The sequence below is a fragment of the Stutzerimonas stutzeri genome (genome assembly GCF_024448935.1).
In the GTDB taxonomy this organism is placed as follows: Bacteria; Pseudomonadota; Gammaproteobacteria; order Pseudomonadales; family Pseudomonadaceae; genus Stutzerimonas; species Stutzerimonas stutzeri_AO.
Window position 1 is genome coordinate 33779 of sequence record NZ_JAMOIE010000028.1, and the last position, 16836, is coordinate 50614.

A 16836-nucleotide genomic window follows, 5' to 3' on the forward strand; every position below is an offset into this window, starting at 1 on the left:
AAAAGCCAGACATCGTCCGGCCATCCACCGGACGACGCCTGCGTCATGCACTTCAAATGGCTAACACGCGATGCAAGCACCCGCACCACCAGGCAAGGCGAACGCCAGCCGGCTGATTGCTCTCGGCCTGTTGCTGGCTGGCCTCGCCTACCCGTTCGCCGTTTACCTGGGCCTGGAGCACCTGTCGCCCCGGCTGTTCGCCCTGCTGCTCGGTGCGCTCTGGCTGGCACGGATGTTCAGCGGCAAACAAACACAGCTGAGCCGCACGGTGGCAGCCGCGGCCTTGCTGTTCTGCCTGCTGCTCGGGTTGATGGGCGAGCCTGCGCTGCTGCGCTGGTATCCGGTGCTGATCAGCCTGGCGCTGCTCGGGCTGTTTGCCGGCAGCCTGTGCTCAGGCATGCCGATCATCGAGCGCCTGGCACGTCTGAGCGAGCCCGAGCTGCCCGCCGCGGCGGTGCGCTACACGCGACGGGTGACCTGGGTCTGGGTGGGTTATTTCATCGTCAACGCCGGCATCGCCAGTGGCCTCGCGCTGTGGGCGCCGCTGAGCTGGTGGATGCTGTACACCGGGTTGATCGCCTATCTGCTGATGGGATTGCTATTTGCCGGCGAGTGGCTGGTGCGCCAGCGAGTCAGGAACGCTAAATGAACTGGATTTCCCTGGAACACCTGCTCGATCAGACGCCCAACTCGCGGCCGGTCACGCTGGCCCCCGACCTGGAGCACGCCGAGCTGCGCCAGCAAGCGTTGCGCCTGGCCGCCGGGCTGCGCAATCGCGGTGTCGCCCGCCTCGCGGTTCATCTGGAAGATGCGGGTGAGCTGGCCATCGCGCTGCTTGGCGCCTGGCGAGCCGGCGTAACGGTGTTGCTACCGGCCGATCTGCAGCCCGCGAACCGCGCGCGACTGGCCCACCAGGCCGACCTCTGGCTGACGGACCAGGACGGCGACGTGCGGATCGCGGACCTCATGGCCGAGCCGCTCGCGGGGGCGAAGCTGGACCTGGACCAGTGCCGACTGCTGCTCTGCACCTCCGGTTCCAGCGGCGAACCGAAACTGATCGACAAGCGCCTGCGCCAGTTGGCGAACGAAGTGGAAACGCTCGAGGCCTGCTGGGGGGCCGATCTCGGCGATGCCTGCATGATCGCCAGCGTTGCCGCGCAGCACATCTACGGACTGCTGTTCCGCGTGCTCTGGCCACTGTGCGCCGGCCGTCCCTTTCTGCGCCGTGCCCAGCCTTTTCCCGAGGACATCCAACTGGCCAGTCGTCAGCACCCGAGCTTTTGCTGGGTGGCCAGCCCGGCACTGCTCAAGCGAATGGGCAACAACCTCGACTGGCCAGCTCTGCGCAACGTGCGCCGGATTTTTTCCTCCGGCGGCCCCCTCGATACGCTGGCAGCGCAGCGACTGGAACAGCGCCTGGGCCAGCTACCGACGGAAATCTACGGCAGCTCGGAAACCGGCGGCATCGCCTGGCGTCAGGGTGGCAACCTGTGGCAGCCATTCCCCGCCGTGCAGCTGAGCCTTGATGAACAAGGCGCGCTGCGCATCGCCTCACCTTGCCTGCCGCCAAGCCATGTCGAGCAGACGGCCGACGCGGCGCGTATCGAGGCCGACGGGCGCTTCGAGCTGCTCGGCCGGCTGGACCGCATCGTCAAACTGGAAGAGAAACGCATCTCCCTGCCGATGCTGGAAGCGGCCTTGGTCGCTCACCCTTTCGTCAGCGAAGCACGCCTCGGCGTGATCGTCGACAACCGCGCCTACCTCGCGGCCCTGGTTGCCCTCAGCGAGGCCGGGCTGCATGCGCTGCGCAACGGCGGCCGACGCGCCTTGACCGAAACACTGCGCAACCACCTGGCGAATCACTGCGAGGCGCTGGCCTTACCGCGTCGCTGGCGACTGGTGCGACAACTGCCTCACAATACCCAGGGCAAGCTGCCCCAGGCGCAACTTGAAACGCTGCTGCAGGCGCCTCGCCCGCTGCAACCCGAACGCCTCGGCGCCTCCCGGCACGATGACCAGTGGCACATCGAGCTGAGCATCCCGCTGGACCTGGCACATTTCACCGGTCATTTCCCGCAAGCACCGGTGCTACCCGGCGTCGTGCAGATCGACTGGGCCATTGGCCTCGCTCGCGAGCTGATCGATGATCTGCCGCCACGTTTCCACGGCATGGAAGTCCTCAAGTTTCAACAGCTCGCCCGAGCAGGCGACCAGTTGCAGCTGACCCTGCGTTTCGACCGCGAGCGCAGCAAGCTGTACTTCGCTTACCGCAACGGCGATGCGCCCTGCTCGTCCGGGCGCATTCTGCTGGGAGAAACACTGTGACCACCCTTGCTCCAATTGCATCTGCCACTGACGCCTCGCCCACGCAGCCGAGCGTCCGTCAACAGCTGTCGCTGGCCATCGATGAAGACTGGTTCAAACCCTGTGCGGTGATCCCGGTCTACAACCACGAGCGCAGCTTGCCGTCAGTCGTTCGCGCGCTGCTCGCCGAAGACCTGCACTGCGTGCTCATCGACGATGCCTGCCGCCCCGCCGCGGCGCAGGTCATCGATGCGCTGGCGCAGCATCCGTCGGTGCACCTGCTCCGGCACGGCGAAAACCTGGGCAAGGGCGCGGCGGTGGCCTCCGGGCTGCGCGAGGCGTTCCGCCTGGGCTTCAGCCATGCGCTGCAGGTCGACGCCGACGGTCAGCACGATCTCACCCGTGTGCCGTTGTTTCTCGATCGCGCCAGCCAGGCACCGCAGGCGCTGATCTGCGGCTACCCCGAGTACGACTCGAGCGTGCCGAAAAGCCGGCTCTATGGACGCTACCTGACCCATGTGTGGGTCTGGATCAACACCCTGTCGCTGTCGATCCGCGACTCCATGTGCGGTTTTCGCGTCTACCCGCTGCCCCCCACCCTGGCCCTGCTCGATTCGACGACACTGGGCCAGCGCATGGATTTCGATACGGAAATCTTGGTGCGCCTGCACTGGCGCGAGCAACCGATGGTCTGGCTGCCGACGCGCGTGCATTACCCGGCCGATGGCGTCTCGCATTTCCGCCTCTGGCGCGACAACCTGTTGATCTCCGCGCTGCACGCCCGGCTGTTCGGCGGCATGCTGCTGCGGGCGCCTGCCCTGCTTCGGCGTCGGTGGCGCGGATGAGCGGAAAGGCCGCGTCCGGCGTGCACTGGGCAGCGCACCGCGAGCGCGGCAGCTTCGTCTTGATGAAGCTCACCGCCAGCGCCGTGCGCCTGCTCGGCCGCCGTGCCATGGCGCCGCTGCTGTACCTGATCGTGCTGTATTTCTACCTGTTCGGCCGCAGCGCCCGTCAGAGCGCCTGGGCCTATCAACGCCATCTCGCCGACTGGAGCGGCCGCGGTGAGCTGGTGCCCAGCTGGCGCTCGGTCTATCGCCAGTTCATGGGCTTCGCCGACGCCTTGCTGGACAAACTCGACGCCTGGGGTGGCCGGCTCGAACTCGACCGGCTGGTGCTGCACGACAGCAAGCATTTGCATGCGGAGCTTGAAGCATCGCGAGGTCAGTTGCTGGTCGGCTCGCACCTGGGCAATCTGGAAATCTGTCGAGCGCTGGCCGAGATGGGCCGCAAGGTGAAGATGAACGTGCTGGTGCATACGCGCCACGCCGAACGTTTCAACCGGCTGCTCGACCAACCCGGCGCGAGCAATTTGCGCCTGATCCAGGTCAGCGAGCTGGACCCGGCCATCATGATGGAACTGTCGCGGCGGCTGGATGCCGGTGAATGGCTGGCGATCGCCGGCGACCGGGTGCCGCTGCATGGCGCGCGCATCGCGACTGCCGACTTCCTGGGCCAGCCGGCGAATTTCCCCCAGGGCCCCTGGCTGCTGGCGGGGTTGCTGCAATGCCCGGCCAATCTGCTGTTCTGCCTGAAACAGGGCAAGCAGTTTCATGTCCACCTGGAGCCCTTCGCCGAACGTATTCAATGGCGCCGCGGCGAGCGCGATGCGGTGGTGCAGCAGTGGGTGCAGCGCTATGCCGACCGCCTGGCGACCCGCTGCCTGGACGCCCCTTTGCAATGGTTCAACTTCTACCCTTTCTGGAACACCCATGACCAACGCTGAGCCCGTGATCTTTGGCGAAAGCCCCCTGCGCATCGAGGATCTGCTGGCCGTGGCCCAGCGCCGTGCGCCGGCCCAGCTGCAGGCGGACGAAGCCTTTCGCAGCCGCATCGCCCGCGGCGCGCAGTTTCTCGACACCCTGCTCGACCGCGAAGGCGTGATCTACGGCGTGACCACCGGCTATGGCGATTCGTGCGTGGTGGCGGTGCCGCTGCATCAGGTCGAGGCGCTGCCGCAGCACCTGTTCACCTTTCATGGCTGCGGCCTCGGCAAGCGGCTCGACGCCGAAGCCACTCGCGCGGTGCTGGCCGCCCGCTTGCGTTCGCTGACACACGGCATGTCCGGCGTACGCATCGAGCTGCTCGACCGCCTGCAGGCGTTCCTCGAATACGACGTCCTGCCGCTGATTCCGGAGGAAGGCTCGGTGGGCGCCAGCGGCGATCTGACGCCGCTGTCCTACGTCGCCGCGGCGCTGGCCGGCGAGCGCGAAGTCATGTTCCGCGGCGAGCGCCGCAGCGCCATCGAGGTGCATCGCCAGCTGGGCTGGACGCCGCTGACCCTGCGCCCGAAGGAAGCCCTGGCACTGATGAATGGCACTGCGGTGATGACCGGCCTGGCCTGCCTCGCCTATGCCCGTGCCGATTACCTGCTGAAACTGGCCACGCGCATCACCGCGCTCAACGTTGTCGCCCTGGAAGGCAATCCCGAGCATTTCGACGAACGCCTGTTCGCCGCCAAGCCGCACCCGGGGCAAATGCAAGTAGCCGCCTGGATTCGTCAGGATCTGGCCATCGAGGCACCAACCGCACCCAAGGCTGCTGGAAGCGTCGCGAGCGACGGCGCGGCGAGGCGAGAGACGGCGAGGCCGCGGAGTTTACAAGCAGTAAATGAGCAGGCCGAACCGGCTCTCAAGGCAGCCGCACCTAGCGCAGCAGCTTCCAGCGGTCTTGGCCTGCATCGCCTGCAAGACCGCTACTCCATCCGCTGCGCGCCGCACGTGCTGGGCGTTCTGGCCGACAGCCTGGGTCTGCTGCGGCAGTTCATCGAGACCGAACTGAACAGTGCCAACGACAACCCGATCATCGACGCGGACAACGAGCGGGTGCTGCACGGCGGGCACTTCTACGGCGGCCATATCGCCTTCGCCATGGACAGCCTGAAGAACCTGGTGGCCAACGTCGCCGATCTGCTCGACCGCCAGCTCGCGCTGCTGGTCGACAGTCGTTACAACCACGGCCTGCCGAGCAACCTGTCCGGTGCGCCGGCCGCCACCGCGATGATCAATCATGGCTTCAAGGCGGTGCAGATCGGCACCAGCGCCTGGGCCGCCGAAGCGCTGAAGAACAGCATGCCGGCCAGCGTCTTCTCGCGCTCCACCGAGTGCCACAACCAGGACAAGGTGAGCATGGGCACCATCGCCGCGCGCGATGCGCTGCGCAGCCTGGAACTGACCGAGCAGGTCGCCGCCGCCACGCTGCTCGCCGCCAACCAGGGTGTCTGGCTGCGCCAGCAGGCCCGGTCCGCACGACCCCTTCCGGTGCCGTTGCAAACCATGCACGCCGCGCTGGGTGAGGATTTCCCGCCACTGATCGAGGACCGCGCTCTGGAAGGCGAACTGCGCCTGTGTCTGCAACGCATCCGTGCGCAACACTGGGGGCTGTATGCGTAAGGGCGGCGTGCTGCAGGCAAAGGTCGAGGTGCTGGTGCCCTTTTTCGACGTCGACTCCATGGCCGTGGTCTGGCACGGCCATTACATCAAGTACTTCGAAGTCGCACGCTGCGCGCTGCTGGAACGGATCGGGCACAACTACACGCAGATGCGCGATGCCGGCTACGCCTGGCCGATCATCGACGTGCAACTGCGCTACATACGTGGCGCCCGCTTCAATCAGCGCATCGTCGTTCGTGCCGATCTGGTCGAGTGGGAGAACCGCCTGAAGATCCATTACCTGATCAGCGACGCCGAGACCGGCGAGCGCATGACCCGTGGCAGCACCGTGCAGGTCGCGGTGGAGATCGCCAGTCGCGAGATGCTGCTGGCGTCGCCCAGCGTCTTTGTCGACGCCGTGGAGCGAGCCCTATCGTGAGCCGACTGCCCAAGCGCCTTGCGGCACCGATGTTGCTGGTGATGAGTCTGCTGCTGACGATAGCCGGGCGCGCCGACACCTTCGACCTGACGCAACTGAGCCGCCAGTTGAGCGAACCCGAGGTCATTCGCGGCAACTTTACCCAGGAAAAGTATTTGCGCGCGTTGCCCCAGCCGCTCCTCAGTACTGGAACCTTCGTCCTGGCGCGCGACCACGGCCTGCTCTGGTTCCTGCGCGAACCGCTGCAACAGGACTACCGCATCAGCGCATCGGGAATCGCCCGACGTGACGCCAGCGGCTGGCAGCCGACCCATCAGCAGGGCGCCGCGGCGCGCCAGAACGCCCTGTTCCTCGCCGTGCTGCGCGGCGACACCGAGGTGCTGAAACGCGATTTCGAACTGGCGCTCAGCGGCACCGCGGAGAACTGGGCGTTGAGCCTGACCCCACGATCGAAACTGCTCGGGCAGATCTTCACCCGCATTCTCATTCAGGGCGGCTCGACGGCCGAGCGCATCGAACTGATCGAAACCCAGGGCGACAGCACGCTGCTGTTGCTGACCGACAGCCAGATCGACGAACAGCTGAGCCCCAGCGAACGCCATAATTTCGCCGACTGACCAAGCGCTCAGGCTGCCGGCCTGGCTTTCCTGGTTGTTCTTCGTCGCACTGCTCGGGCTGGTGGCGCTGACCGCCTGGCAATGGCGCGACGGCCCGCCGGTCACCGCCAACCTGCTGAAACTGCTGCCCAGCGGCGCGCCGGGTGAGCTGGAGCAACTCGCCGAGCAGCGGGTACAGCAACCGCTGAATCGCGATCTGATGCTGCTGGTTCATCACGAGGATGAAGCGAAGGCCTTCGCGCTGGCCGACGAAATTACCGACAACTTGCGAGGCAGCGGCCTGTTCGCCGAGGTCCGCCGCTCGGTGCAAGCCGAGCTGCCTGCGGTGCGCCAGCAGTTGCTCGATCAGCGCCTGGCACTGCTCGACCGGGCGAGTCGAGAAGCCCTTGTTGCCTCGCCCGAGGACTTCGTTCAACAGCGTCTACAACGCCTTTACAGCCCGTTCGAAAATACCGGCCTGGTGCCGATCGAGCAGGACTGGTTCGGTTTCGCCGATCTGGCGCAGCGACACCTGCCGCAACCGGGCCATGTCCATCCGCGTCTCGATGGTCTATGGGTGGCCGAGCATGCCGGCCAGCGCTGGGCGGTGATCCATGCACACACCCACGGCGATGCCTTCGACGACCAGTTGCCGCTGCTGGTGGACGACCAGGTTCGCGCGGCACGCCATCAGGTAGAGGCCGAACAGGGCGAGTTGCTCGCCGCTGGAGGCATCTTGCATGCCGCTTATGGCCAGCGACAGGCACGCGAGGAAGCCAGCCTGATCGGCAGCGTCTCGCTCGTCGCGACACTGGCATTGCTGCACCTGGTGTTTCGTACGCCGCGTGTCCTGCTGGTGGCGCTGCCCGTGGTGGTCGGTGCGCTGAGCGGTGCCGCCGCCTGTATCGCATTGTTCGGTCAGATCCATGTGCTGACGCTGGTACTCGGCGCCAGCCTGGTCGGGGTCAGCATCGATTTCCCGCTGCACTACCTCTCCAAGAGCTGGACCCTGCAGCCGTGGCATGCCTATAAGGCGCTGCGCTTGACGTTTCCTGGCCTGGCGCTGGCGCTGGCGACCAATGTCATCGGCTACCTGGCCATGGGCTTCACCCCGTTCCCGGCGCTGAGTCAGGTGGCGGTGTTTTCCGCGGCGGGCCTGTTCGGCGCCTTCGCCTGTGCCACTTGCCTGCTGCCTGCGCTGCTGAACGCGCCGCTGCAAGCCTGGGCCGCGCCGCTGGGCTGGGCCCAGCGCGGACTGACGCTACGCCGCGCAGTGCTGCGCCGGGTCCCCACGACCTGGTTGCTGGTCGGGTTCTTGCTGTTCTGCATCGGCGGCATCAGCCAGCTGTCCTTCAAGGACGATCTGCGCCAGTGGGTCGCCCGTGCGCCCGGGCTGCAGCAGCAAGCCGAACGCATCGGCGCAATCACGGGGTTCGAGCCGACCAGCCAGTATTTTCTGGTTCGCGCGGCGACGCCCGACGAGCTGCTGGAGCGCCAGGACGAACTTGCCGCGCGTCTCGATGACCTGGTGGCGGCGCAGAAGCTGCACGGCTATCTCGCGCTGAGCCAGCTGGTCGCCCCGACGACCGTCCAGGGAAGCCTGCATCTCGCGCTGCCGCGTTTGCTGGAGGCCAGCCAGCCCCTGCTGAACCTCGGTGTCAGCGCCGACCGACTGGAAAAGGAAGTTGCCGATCTACTGGCACAACCCATGACCAGCCTCGAGGATGTGCTGGCCGGACCGCTCGCTGAACCTTGGCGCCCCTTGTGGCTGGGTGTCCGAAGCGATGGTTCGGTCGCCGGTCTGGTCAGCCTGCAGGGCCTCCGCGACAGCGCCGCGCTGCACGGTCTGGCCGAGGGTATCGGCGGGACCCGTCTCATCGATCGGCCTGCCGAGCTGAATCGCCTGTTTGCCGAGACCCAGCGCCAGGCTGCGTTGCTCAAGCTTTTCGCCGCTGTGCTCATTTTCGCCCTGCTGTGCCTGCCCTTCGGCTGGCGTGGCGCGTTGCGCTGCCTGGCCGTGCCACTGCTGGCGGCGCTCGGCAGCCTGGCGTGCCTGGGCTGGCTGGGTCAGCCGTTGACCCTGTTCGGCCTGTTCGGCCTGTTGCTGGTCACCGCGATCGGCGTGGATTACGCCATCCTCATGCGTGAACGAATCGGCGGTGCCGCGGTAAGCCTGGTCGGCACCCTGCTGGCGGCCGTGACCACCTGGCTGTCGTTCGGCTTGCTGGCCCTGTCGAGCACGCCTGCGGTGAGCAACTTCGGTCTGGCGGTGGGGCTCGGCCTGGTGTTTGCCTTCGCGCTGGCGCCCTGGGCGGCCGAACCGGACGCGGAGGACCGATGCTGAGCGTTGCGGCGCGGGCGCCTGAACGGTCTGGCCGCGGCCCCAACTCCCTGGTAATGGATGTTCCCTGCTGGCTACCGGCCGCGCCTGCTAACCGTCAATCTGGTCGAGTCGCACAAGGAAGGCTTACGTGAATTCAGGACACCGTAGCGTCGTCATCATCGGCGCGGGGCCTTCCGGCGCAATCGCCGCCGCCCTGCTCAAGCGCAAGGGCCATGACGTCTTGATCATCGAGCGGCAGCGGTTTCCGCGTTTCTCCATCGGCGAAAGCCTGCTGTCGCATTGCCTGGATTTCATCGAAGAAGCCGGCATGCTCGAAGCGGTACGGGCCGCCGGGTTTCAAACCAAGCATGGCGCGGCCTTCGGCTGGGGCGAGCGCTACACCGAGTTCGACTTCCGTGACAAATTCACCGTGGGCCACGACAGCACCTGTCAGGTTCAGCGCGCCGATTTCGACAAGCTGCTGGCCGACCAGGCCGAGTCGCAGGGCGTGGAGATTCGCTACGAAGAGGAAGTCACCGCCGCAGACTTCGACCGTTCGCGTCCGCGCCTGCAGATTCGCCGGCCGGACGCCTGCGAATACGCCATCGAGGCGGATTTCGTCCTCGACGCCAGCGGCTATGGCCGCGTGCTGCCGCGTCTGCTCGAGTTGGAGGCGCCGTCGAGCTTTCCGCTGCGGCGTGCCGTGTTCACCCATCTCCAGGACAACATCGACGATCCGCGCTTCGACCGGGAAAAAATCCTCATCACCACCCATCCCGAGTTGCGCGACGTCTGGTACTGGACCATCCCGTTCAGTAACGGCCGCTGTTCCCTGGGTGTCGTCGCCAGCGCCGAACGCTACGAAGGGCGACCGCTGGATCTGGACGTATGCCTGAGAGAGTTCGTGCTGGAGGCGCCCAACCTCAAGCGCATCCTCCAGCACGCCGAGTGGGACACCCCGGCGCGGCTGATCGGCGGCTATTCGGCGAACGTCAAAACGTTGCACGGTCCGGGCTTCGCCCTGCTGGGCAATGCGGCGGAATTCCTCGACCCGGTGTTCTCTTCCGGCGTCACCATCGCCATGCGCTCGGCGAGCATGGCCGCCGCCGTGCTGCACCGTCAGCTGACAGGCGAAGTGGTGGACTGGGAGACCGAGTTCGCCGCACCGCTCAAGCGTGGCGTGGACACCTTCCGAGCCTACGTCGAGGGCTGGTACGACGGCAGTTTTCAGAACGTGATCTATTACGAACACGCCCAGCCTGAGATTCGCCGGATGATCAGCTCGATCCTCGCCGGCTACGCCTGGGACAGCGCCAACCCCTATGTCGCCGAGCCCAAGCGCCGCTTGCGGGTGCTGGCCGAGCTGTGCGGCCCCTCGGGGCCGGCATGAGTCGTCCCGCATGAACGCACGTCCCATACCGCGCCTGGTCTGGCTGGCGCTGCTGCTGATGCTCGGCGCCTGCGCCCGGCAGCTGCCGTTGCCGACACACACGTCGCAGCTGACGTTGCCGATGCAGTTGCATATCCAGCGCCGGAGCGCGGGCGAGACACGCGACTGGTTATTGGTCATCCAGCGCGAAGGCACCGCCTTGCGCTGGTCGCTGCTCGATCCGCTGGGCGTCCCGCTGGCGCGCCAGCTGCTGCGCGACGGCCACTGGCGAGCGGACGGCCTGCTGCCACCGAATCCCGAGGCGCGCGAGCTGTTCGCTGCATTGCTGTTCGCGCTGAGCCCGGCCGAGCAGTTGGAGGAGCTCTACGCCGATACGCGCTGGACGCAGCAGCCGGACGGGCGATCGCTGACAGCCGATGGGGCCGCCTGGCAGATCCGCTATCGGGAGAACGGTCGTTTCGAACTCGACGTCGGGCCGACGCTGACCTATGGTGTCGCCCCCATCGCGCCAGCCGGAGCCCGCCAGCAATGACCGTCTACCTGAATGCCCTGGGGTTGATCTGCGCGCTGGGTCGCGGCCAGGCCGAGGTCGCCCGGCGCCTGCTGGACGGTGACGGCTCGGGCATGCAGCCCTATCCGCAAGCGGTCGCCGGCCGCCAGCTGCCGGTCGGCGCGGTCACGGACGAGCTGCCCACGCTTGGCAATGCGCCGCTGCGCCACGCCACGCGCAACAATCAGCTGCTGCTGGCTGCGGTCGAGCAGATCGAAGCCGAGCTGCATCAGACCATTGCCCGCTTCGGTCCATCCCGCATCGGCGTGGTGATGGGCACCAGCACCACCGGCATCCAGGAAGCCACTCAGGGCATCGCCGACCTGGTGCGTCACGGGCAGCTACCGGCCAGCTATCACTACGGTCATCAGGAGCTTTGCGCCCCCGCCAGCTTTCTCAGCGAGCGGCTAGCGCTCAGCGGTCCAAGCTATTCGATCTCCACCGCCTGCACCTCGAGCGCTCGCGCGTTGCTCAGTGCCAAGCGGCTGTTGGATGCGGGCATTTGCGACGCGGTGATCTGCGGCGGCGTGGATAGCCTTTGCGATCTGACGCTGCAAGGGTTCAGCGCCCTGGAGGCGACCAGCGAGCGCATCTGCAATCCGTTCTCGACCAACCGCGACGGTATCAATATCGGCGAGGCGGCCGCGCTCTTCCTGATGAGCCGCGACGAGGCGCCCATCGCCCTGCTCGGCGGTGGCGCCAGTTCCGATGCCCACCACATTTCCGCCCCAGACCCGCAGGGCCTGGGCGCCATCGAGGCGATGCGCAAGGCGCTCGTCGGCGCAGCAACCCAGGCGGAGCAGATCAGCTATCTGAATCTTCACGGCACCGCCACCTGGCACAATGACGCCATGGAAAGCCTGGCGGTCGCCGCGGTGTTTCCGGCCGGGGTGGCCTGTTCGTCGAGCAAGCCGCTGACCGGGCACACCCTGGGCGCCGCCGGTGCGCTGGAAGCCGCGTTCTGCTGGCTCGCCCTGTCCGAGCACAACCCTGCCCAACGGCTGCCACCGCATCGCTGGGACGGCCAGCAAGATGCCGACCTGCCACGCCTGGATCTGATCGCCGCCGGCACGACAATGGCGGCGGCCGGTCCACGTCGCCTGATGAGCAACTCCTTCGCCTTCGGCGGCAACAACATCAGCCTGATCCTGGGAGACGCGCCATGATCGATTGGCCAGTAGCCGAACTGGTACCCCATGCCGGAGACACGATCCTGCTCGATGCGGTCGAGGCATTCGACGCGGACAGCATCGATGCTCACTTGAAGGTAAGGCCCGGCGGGCTGTACAACCTGCCCGACGGCAGCCTGCCGGCCTGGGTCGGTGTCGAGATCATGGCGCAGACGGTCGCCGCGTTCGCCGGTTGCCAGGCACGTCAGGCCGGGCTGCCGGTGGAGCTGGGCTTTCTGCTCGGCACCCGCCGCTTTCAATGCGATGTCGAGCGCTTCCCCGTTGGCGCCGCGCTACGCATTCGCGCGCTGCGCTCGCTGCAGGACGACAACGGCATGGGCGTGTTCGAATGCCATCTCGACGGGCCCGGCATCCATGCCGAGGCGCGTCTCACCGTGTTCCGCCCGCCTGAAGTGGCGAGCTATCTGCAAGAGCCCAGCCCATGAGCAACAGCATTCTCGTCACCGGCTCCAGCCGTGGCATTGGCCGCGCCATCGCCTTGCGCCTGGCCCACAGCGGCCACGACATCATCCTGCATTGCCGCACCCGGCGGGACGAGGCCGAGGCCGTCCAGGCACAGATCCAGGAGCTGGGCCGCCAGGCGCGCATCCTGCAGTTCGATATCGCCGATCGCGCGCAATGCCGCACGCAGCTGGAAGCCGATATCGACGCGCACGGTGCCTATTACGGTGTGGTCTGCAACGCCGGCCTCACCCGCGACGGCGCCTTTCCGGCGCTGACCGAGGATGACTGGGACCTGGTCATGCGCACCAACCTGGATGGCTTCTACAATGTCCTGCAGCCGCTGACGATGCCGATGATTCGCCGTCGCCAACCGGGGCGAATCGTCTGCATGACCTCGGTCTCGGGGCTGATCGGCAATCGCGGCCAGGTCAACTACAGCGCCTCCAAGGCCGGCGTGATCGGCGCCGCCAAGGCGCTCGCCGTCGAGCTCGGTAAACGACGTATCACCGTCAACTGCGTCGCACCAGGACTGATCGACACGGATATGCTCAACGACGATCTGCCTATCGAGGAAATGCTCAAGATGATTCCCGCTCAACGCATGGGCACAGCCGAAGAAGTCGCCGGTGCGGTCAACTTTCTGATGTCCGAAGAAGCCAGCTACATCACCCGCCAGGTTCTGGCGGTCAACGGCGGGTTGTGCTGATGAAACGCGTCGTCGTCACCGGCATGGCCGGCATCACGTCGCTGGGCAGCGACTGGGCATCCATCGAAGCCAACTTCAGCGGCAACCGCAGTGGCATCCGCTACATGCACGAGTGGGATCGTTTCACCGAACTCAACACCCGCCTGGCCGGGCCGGTGGATGATTTCGTCGTCCCCAGGCACTGGACGCGCAAACAGCTACGCAGCATGGGCCGAGTCTCACGGTTGTCGGTGAAGGCCGCCGAGCAGGCACTCGAACACGCCGGCCTGCTTGATGATTCGTCGATCCGCGACGGCCGCATGGGCGTCGCCTGCGGCTCATCCACCGGCAGCACCGAGGAGATCAAGGCCTTCGGCAACATGCTGCTCAATTCCGTGGCCGACGGCCTGAACGCCAACTCTTACATTCGCATGATGCCGCACACCACAGCGGCCAATATCAGCATCTTCTTCGGTCTCACCGGCCGGGTAATCCCCACCTCCAGCGCCTGTACCAGTGGCAGCCAGGGCATCGGCTATGCCTATGAGGCGATCAAGTTCGGCCGCCTGCCGATGATGCTCGCCGGTGGCGCCGAGGAGCTGTGCGCGACCGAAGCCATGGTATTCGACGCGCTCTACGCAACCAGCCTGAAGAACGATGCGCCGCACACCACGCCCCGGCCTTATGACGCCGGCCGCGACGGCCTGGTGATTGGCGAGGGCGCCGGCATGCTGGTGCTCGAAGAGCTCGAACACGCACTCGCTCGCGGTGCCACCATCCATGCCGAACTGGTCGGCTTCGGCAGCAATGCCGACGGTCAGCACGCCACCAAACCCGAACAGGTCACCATGCGTCGCGCCATGGAACTGGCCCTGGAAGATGCCAACTTGAGACCCGAAGCCATTGGCTACGTCAACGGCCATGGCACCGCTACCGAACAGGGCGACATCGCCGAGACCCTGGCGACGCAAGCCCTGTTCGGTTCAGCCATGCCAATCAGCTCGCAAAAGAGTTCCTTCGGTCACACCCTGGGTGCCTGCGGCGCGCTGGAGTCCTGGCTCAGCATCGAAATGATGAATCGCGACCGCTATATCCATACGCTCAATCTCGATAGCATCGATCCGCGCTGCGGCGAGTTGGACTACCTTGTCGGCGCGCCGCGTTCGATGCAGCACGAATTCGTCATGAACAACAATTTCGCCTTTGGCGGCATCAACACTTCGTTGATTTTCCGCCGCTGGGCCTGAATCCCTCACAACACCGCAAGGAGCATGCAATGAAGAAAAACACATGGATCGGCGTTGCACTGGTGCTCTGTGCTTTGCCAGGAATCAGCCAGGCTCGCGACACCACCCATTACCTGCCATTCGATCAGGTGGTGGCCGAAGCCACCGCCTCCGGCAGGCTGGACGGCAGCGTGGAGTTCTACCTCGCCGGCAAGACCCCCAAGGGCGCGCAGATCATTCGCAGCGGCGTGACCACCAGCAAGAAGACCAATGCCTTCAACAAGACTGACGAAGGCGCGTGCAGCTGGGCCCTGCAATCGGCGCTGATCGGCATGCAGCAGGCGGCCAAGGCGGCCGGCGCCAACGCCGTGGTGGACATCGCCAGCAACTACAAGCACGTCGAGTACAAGGACAGCCAGAATTATGAGTGCCACGCCGGCGCGATCATGGCGGGCGTGGCCATCAAGGGCAATCTCGCCAAGCTCAAGTAAGTCTGCAGCGCCCGTGCCGTTGCGACGGCAACGGGTGCCATCGCCCTCCTCCGTAGCATTCCGACCGTCGGCCTGCCGTCGGTGCCTGTCGAACGAATAACTGGACCGGCGAGTCAACAGAGCAGACCCTTTGGCTATTCAAGGAGCTGCCCATGTTCGGCAAGTCGTCGCACAAGTTCGAAGTCAACTACATCTTCCAGAATGACCCGCGTGTTCAGATCATCGAGTCGGAAGAGGACCGCATGTCCCAGGGTAGCGCCGCTCGGCACCTGATCGAGCTGCACAACGGCGATGCCGAAAACAGCCTGGTGATGCCGGATGCGGACGCCGACGAGGCCAAGCTGCTGGAGCAGGCCGAGGTCATCGGCATCACCGACATCCGGGTGACCAAGCTGGTCCACGAACACGAGCCAGGTACCACGCCCGGGCATTACCAACAGCCTTGAAGCAGCTGCAAGCTGCAAGCTGCAAGCTGGAAGCTGGAAGCTGGAAGCTGGAAGCGAATCAGCCTTGCTGACAGCGCAATGCCGTCAAGCTTCTGCTTTTACTTGAAGCTTACGGCTTTACGGCTTTACGGCTTATGGCTGCTTCTACCGTGATACTTGGCCGACAGCTCGTGCACCGACTCGATGAAGGCGCCAGCGTGGGCTGGATCGACTTCTGGCGTGATGCCATGGCCCAAGTTGAAGACGTGACCTTCGCCATGACCGAAACTCGCAAGAATGCGGCCAACCTCGGCACGGATCGCCTCCGGCTTGGCGAACAGTACGCTCGGATCCATATTGCCCTGTAGCGCGACCTTGTCGCCCACTCGCGCCCGCGCGTTGCCGATATCGCAGGTCCAGTCGAGGCCCAGCGCTTCGGCTCCGGTTCCTGCCATGGATTCCAGCCACAACCCACCGCCCTTGGTGAACAGGATCACCGGTACACGGCGACCGTCCTGTACACGGATCAGCCCATCGATGATCTTCTGCATATAGGCCAGGGAGAATTCCTGATAGGCCGCCGCGGACAGGCTGCCGCCCCATGAATCGAAGATCTGCACGGCCTGGGCACCGGCGAGAATCTGCCCGTTGAGGTAGCGGGTCACCGACTGCGCCAGCTTGTCGAGCAGCGCATGCATCGCCTGCGGATGTTCGTAGAGCATCGCCTTGGACTTGCGAAAGTCCTTCGACGAACCGCCCTCGACCATATAGGTTGCCAGGGTCCAGGGGCTGCCGGAAAAGCCGATCAGCGGTACGCGGCCGTTAAGCTCGCGGCGAATGGTGCGTACCGCGTCCATCACGTAACCCAGGTCCTTTTCCGGGTCTGGTATCGGTAGCGCCTCGATGTCGGCCATGCTGCTGACGACTTTCTTGAACCGTGGGCCTTCGCCGGTCTCGAAATACAACCCCAGGCCCATGGCGTCCGGCACGGTGAGGATGTCAGAGAACAGGATCGCCGCATCCAGCGGGTAACGCTCAAGCGGTTGGAGGGTGACCTCGCAGGCCAGCTCCGGGTTCATGCACAGGCTCATGAAGTCGCCTGCCTTGCTGCGGCTGGCCCGATACTCGGGCAGGTAGCGTCCGGCCTGTCGCATCATCCACACCGGGGTGACGTCGACCGGTTGCTTGAGCAAGGCGCGGAGAAAGCGATCATTCTTCAAGGCAGTCATGTCTGGGTTCCAGCGAAAAAGTGGCGGCATTGTCGCAAAGCAGAAAACAAAAGGCACGGCGGGCGCCGTGCCTTTTATCCATGGGCTTGATTCTGGTCAGGCACTGCAAGCTGCAA

General features: G+C 65.6%; 17 protein-coding genes. 16 read left to right on the forward strand and 1 reads right to left on the reverse strand.

The features are described 5' to 3' along the window. The first annotated feature begins 70 nt into the window (after nt 1-70). The 16 genes from NA637_RS10415 to NA637_RS10490 all read left to right on the forward strand — a co-directional run bounded on the left by NA637_RS10415 (nt 71) and on the right by NA637_RS10490 (nt 15512). Nucleotides 71-649 (forward strand): hypothetical protein, encoded by a 579-nt coding sequence (locus NA637_RS10415; RefSeq protein ID WP_256072187.1) that lies wholly within the window; start codon nt 71-73, stop codon nt 647-649. Then, nucleotides 646-2325, forward strand: a complete 1680-nt coding sequence (locus NA637_RS10420) for an acyl-CoA synthetase family protein (RefSeq protein ID WP_256072188.1) — start codon at nt 646-648, stop codon at nt 2323-2325. Before NA637_RS10415 ends, NA637_RS10420 begins: the two co-directional genes overlap by 4 nt. After that, nucleotides 2322-3149, forward strand: a complete 828-nt coding sequence (locus NA637_RS10425) for a glycosyltransferase family 2 protein (protein ID WP_423836719.1) — start codon at nt 2322-2324, stop codon at nt 3147-3149. Before NA637_RS10420 ends, NA637_RS10425 begins: the two co-directional genes overlap by 4 nt. Then, complete coding sequence (locus NA637_RS10430; protein WP_256072189.1) at nt 3146-4087, forward strand: glycosyl transferase; 942 nt, start codon at nt 3146-3148, stop codon at nt 4085-4087. The genes NA637_RS10425 and NA637_RS10430 overlap by 4 nt, the downstream gene beginning before the upstream one ends. Further along, nucleotides 4074-5753, forward strand: coding sequence for an HAL/PAL/TAL family ammonia-lyase (locus NA637_RS10435; protein ID WP_256072190.1), 1680 nt, complete (start codon nt 4074-4076; stop codon nt 5751-5753). Before NA637_RS10430 ends, NA637_RS10435 begins: the two co-directional genes overlap by 14 nt. Continuing rightward, on the forward strand, nt 5746-6171 hold the full coding sequence (locus NA637_RS10440; RefSeq protein ID WP_256072191.1) for an acyl-CoA thioesterase: 426 nt from the start codon (nt 5746-5748) through the stop codon (nt 6169-6171). The genes NA637_RS10435 and NA637_RS10440 overlap by 8 nt, the downstream gene beginning before the upstream one ends. Nucleotides 6172-6200: 29 nt before the next feature. Beyond that, nucleotides 6201-6788 (forward strand): outer membrane lipoprotein carrier protein LolA, encoded by a 588-nt coding sequence (locus NA637_RS10445; RefSeq protein ID WP_256072203.1) that lies wholly within the window; start codon nt 6201-6203, stop codon nt 6786-6788. Continuing rightward, complete coding sequence (locus tag NA637_RS10450) at nt 6772-9111, forward strand: MMPL family transporter (protein ID WP_256072204.1); 2340 nt, start codon at nt 6772-6774, stop codon at nt 9109-9111. Before NA637_RS10445 ends, NA637_RS10450 begins: the two co-directional genes overlap by 17 nt. A 127-nt stretch (nt 9112-9238) precedes the next feature. Next, nucleotides 9239-10480: an NAD(P)/FAD-dependent oxidoreductase gene (locus NA637_RS10455; protein WP_256072192.1), complete on the forward strand. Its 1242-nt coding sequence runs from the start codon at nt 9239-9241 to the stop codon at nt 10478-10480. 10 nt (nt 10481-10490) lie between these two features. Further along, nucleotides 10491-11012, forward strand: coding sequence for a DUF3261 domain-containing protein (locus tag NA637_RS10460; RefSeq protein WP_256072193.1), 522 nt, complete (start codon nt 10491-10493; stop codon nt 11010-11012). Beyond that, nucleotides 11009-12196, forward strand: a complete 1188-nt coding sequence (locus tag NA637_RS10465) for a beta-ketoacyl-[acyl-carrier-protein] synthase family protein (RefSeq protein WP_256072194.1) — start codon at nt 11009-11011, stop codon at nt 12194-12196. Before NA637_RS10460 ends, NA637_RS10465 begins: the two co-directional genes overlap by 4 nt. Then, nucleotides 12193-12645 carry a hotdog family protein gene (locus NA637_RS10470; RefSeq protein WP_256072195.1) on the forward strand — a complete coding sequence of 151 codons (453 nt, stop codon included), beginning with the start codon at nt 12193-12195 and terminating at the stop codon, nt 12643-12645. The genes NA637_RS10465 and NA637_RS10470 overlap by 4 nt, the downstream gene beginning before the upstream one ends. After that, a complete protein-coding gene (gene fabG, locus NA637_RS10475) occupies nt 12642-13370 on the forward strand; it encodes a 3-oxoacyl-ACP reductase FabG (protein ID WP_256072196.1) in 729 nt (242 codons plus the stop codon). Before NA637_RS10470 ends, fabG begins: the two co-directional genes overlap by 4 nt. Then, a complete protein-coding gene (locus tag NA637_RS10480) occupies nt 13370-14596 on the forward strand; it encodes a beta-ketoacyl-ACP synthase (protein ID WP_256072197.1) in 1227 nt (408 codons plus the stop codon). Before fabG ends, NA637_RS10480 begins: the two co-directional genes overlap by 1 nt. 29 nt (nt 14597-14625) lie before the next feature. Continuing rightward, nucleotides 14626-15066 (forward strand): excinuclease, encoded by a 441-nt coding sequence (locus NA637_RS10485; protein ID WP_256072198.1) that lies wholly within the window; start codon nt 14626-14628, stop codon nt 15064-15066. Nucleotides 15067-15218: 152 nt separating this feature from the next. Next, nucleotides 15219-15512, forward strand: coding sequence for a hypothetical protein (locus NA637_RS10490; RefSeq protein WP_256072199.1), 294 nt, complete (start codon nt 15219-15221; stop codon nt 15510-15512). Nucleotides 15513-15637: 125 nt separating this feature from the next. On the opposite strand, the gene hemE is transcribed toward NA637_RS10490, so the two are convergent. Further along, nucleotides 15638-16720, reverse strand: coding sequence for a uroporphyrinogen decarboxylase (gene hemE / locus NA637_RS10495; protein ID WP_256072200.1), 1083 nt, complete (start codon nt 16718-16720; stop codon nt 15638-15640). Nucleotides 16721-16836: the final 116 nt, after the last annotated feature.

What these genes read in the sequence shown, in the direction of transcription:
- NA637_RS10480 (WP_256072197.1), top strand. Translation starts at nt 13,370, where the DNA reads ATGAAACGCGTCGTCGTCACCGGCATGGCCGGCATCACGTCGCTGGGC.
- NA637_RS10485 (WP_256072198.1), top strand. Translation starts at nt 14,626, where the DNA reads ATGAAGAAAAACACATGGATCGGCGTTGCACTGGTGCTCTGTGCTTTG.
- NA637_RS10435 (WP_256072190.1), top strand. Translation starts at nt 4,074, where the DNA reads ATGACCAACGCTGAGCCCGTGATCTTTGGCGAAAGCCCCCTGCGCATC.
- NA637_RS10470 (WP_256072195.1), top strand. Translation starts at nt 12,193, where the DNA reads ATGATCGATTGGCCAGTAGCCGAACTGGTACCCCATGCCGGAGACACG.
- NA637_RS10440 (WP_256072191.1), top strand. Translation starts at nt 5,746, where the DNA reads ATGCGTAAGGGCGGCGTGCTGCAGGCAAAGGTCGAGGTGCTGGTGCCC.
- NA637_RS10445 (WP_256072203.1), top strand. Translation starts at nt 6,201, where the DNA reads ATGTTGCTGGTGATGAGTCTGCTGCTGACGATAGCCGGGCGCGCCGAC.
- NA637_RS10430 (WP_256072189.1), top strand. Translation starts at nt 3,146, where the DNA reads ATGAGCGGAAAGGCCGCGTCCGGCGTGCACTGGGCAGCGCACCGCGAG.
- fabG (WP_256072196.1), top strand. Translation starts at nt 12,642, where the DNA reads ATGAGCAACAGCATTCTCGTCACCGGCTCCAGCCGTGGCATTGGCCGC.
- NA637_RS10420 (WP_256072188.1), top strand. Translation starts at nt 646, where the DNA reads ATGAACTGGATTTCCCTGGAACACCTGCTCGATCAGACGCCCAACTCG.
- NA637_RS10460 (WP_256072193.1), top strand. Translation starts at nt 10,491, where the DNA reads ATGAACGCACGTCCCATACCGCGCCTGGTCTGGCTGGCGCTGCTGCTG.
- NA637_RS10465 (WP_256072194.1), top strand. Translation starts at nt 11,009, where the DNA reads ATGACCGTCTACCTGAATGCCCTGGGGTTGATCTGCGCGCTGGGTCGC.
- hemE (WP_256072200.1), bottom strand. Translation starts at nt 16,720, where the DNA reads ATGACTGCCTTGAAGAATGATCGCTTTCTCCGCGCCTTGCTCAAGCAA.
- NA637_RS10415 (WP_256072187.1), top strand. Translation starts at nt 71, where the DNA reads ATGCAAGCACCCGCACCACCAGGCAAGGCGAACGCCAGCCGGCTGATT.
- NA637_RS10490 (WP_256072199.1), top strand. Translation starts at nt 15,219, where the DNA reads ATGTTCGGCAAGTCGTCGCACAAGTTCGAAGTCAACTACATCTTCCAG.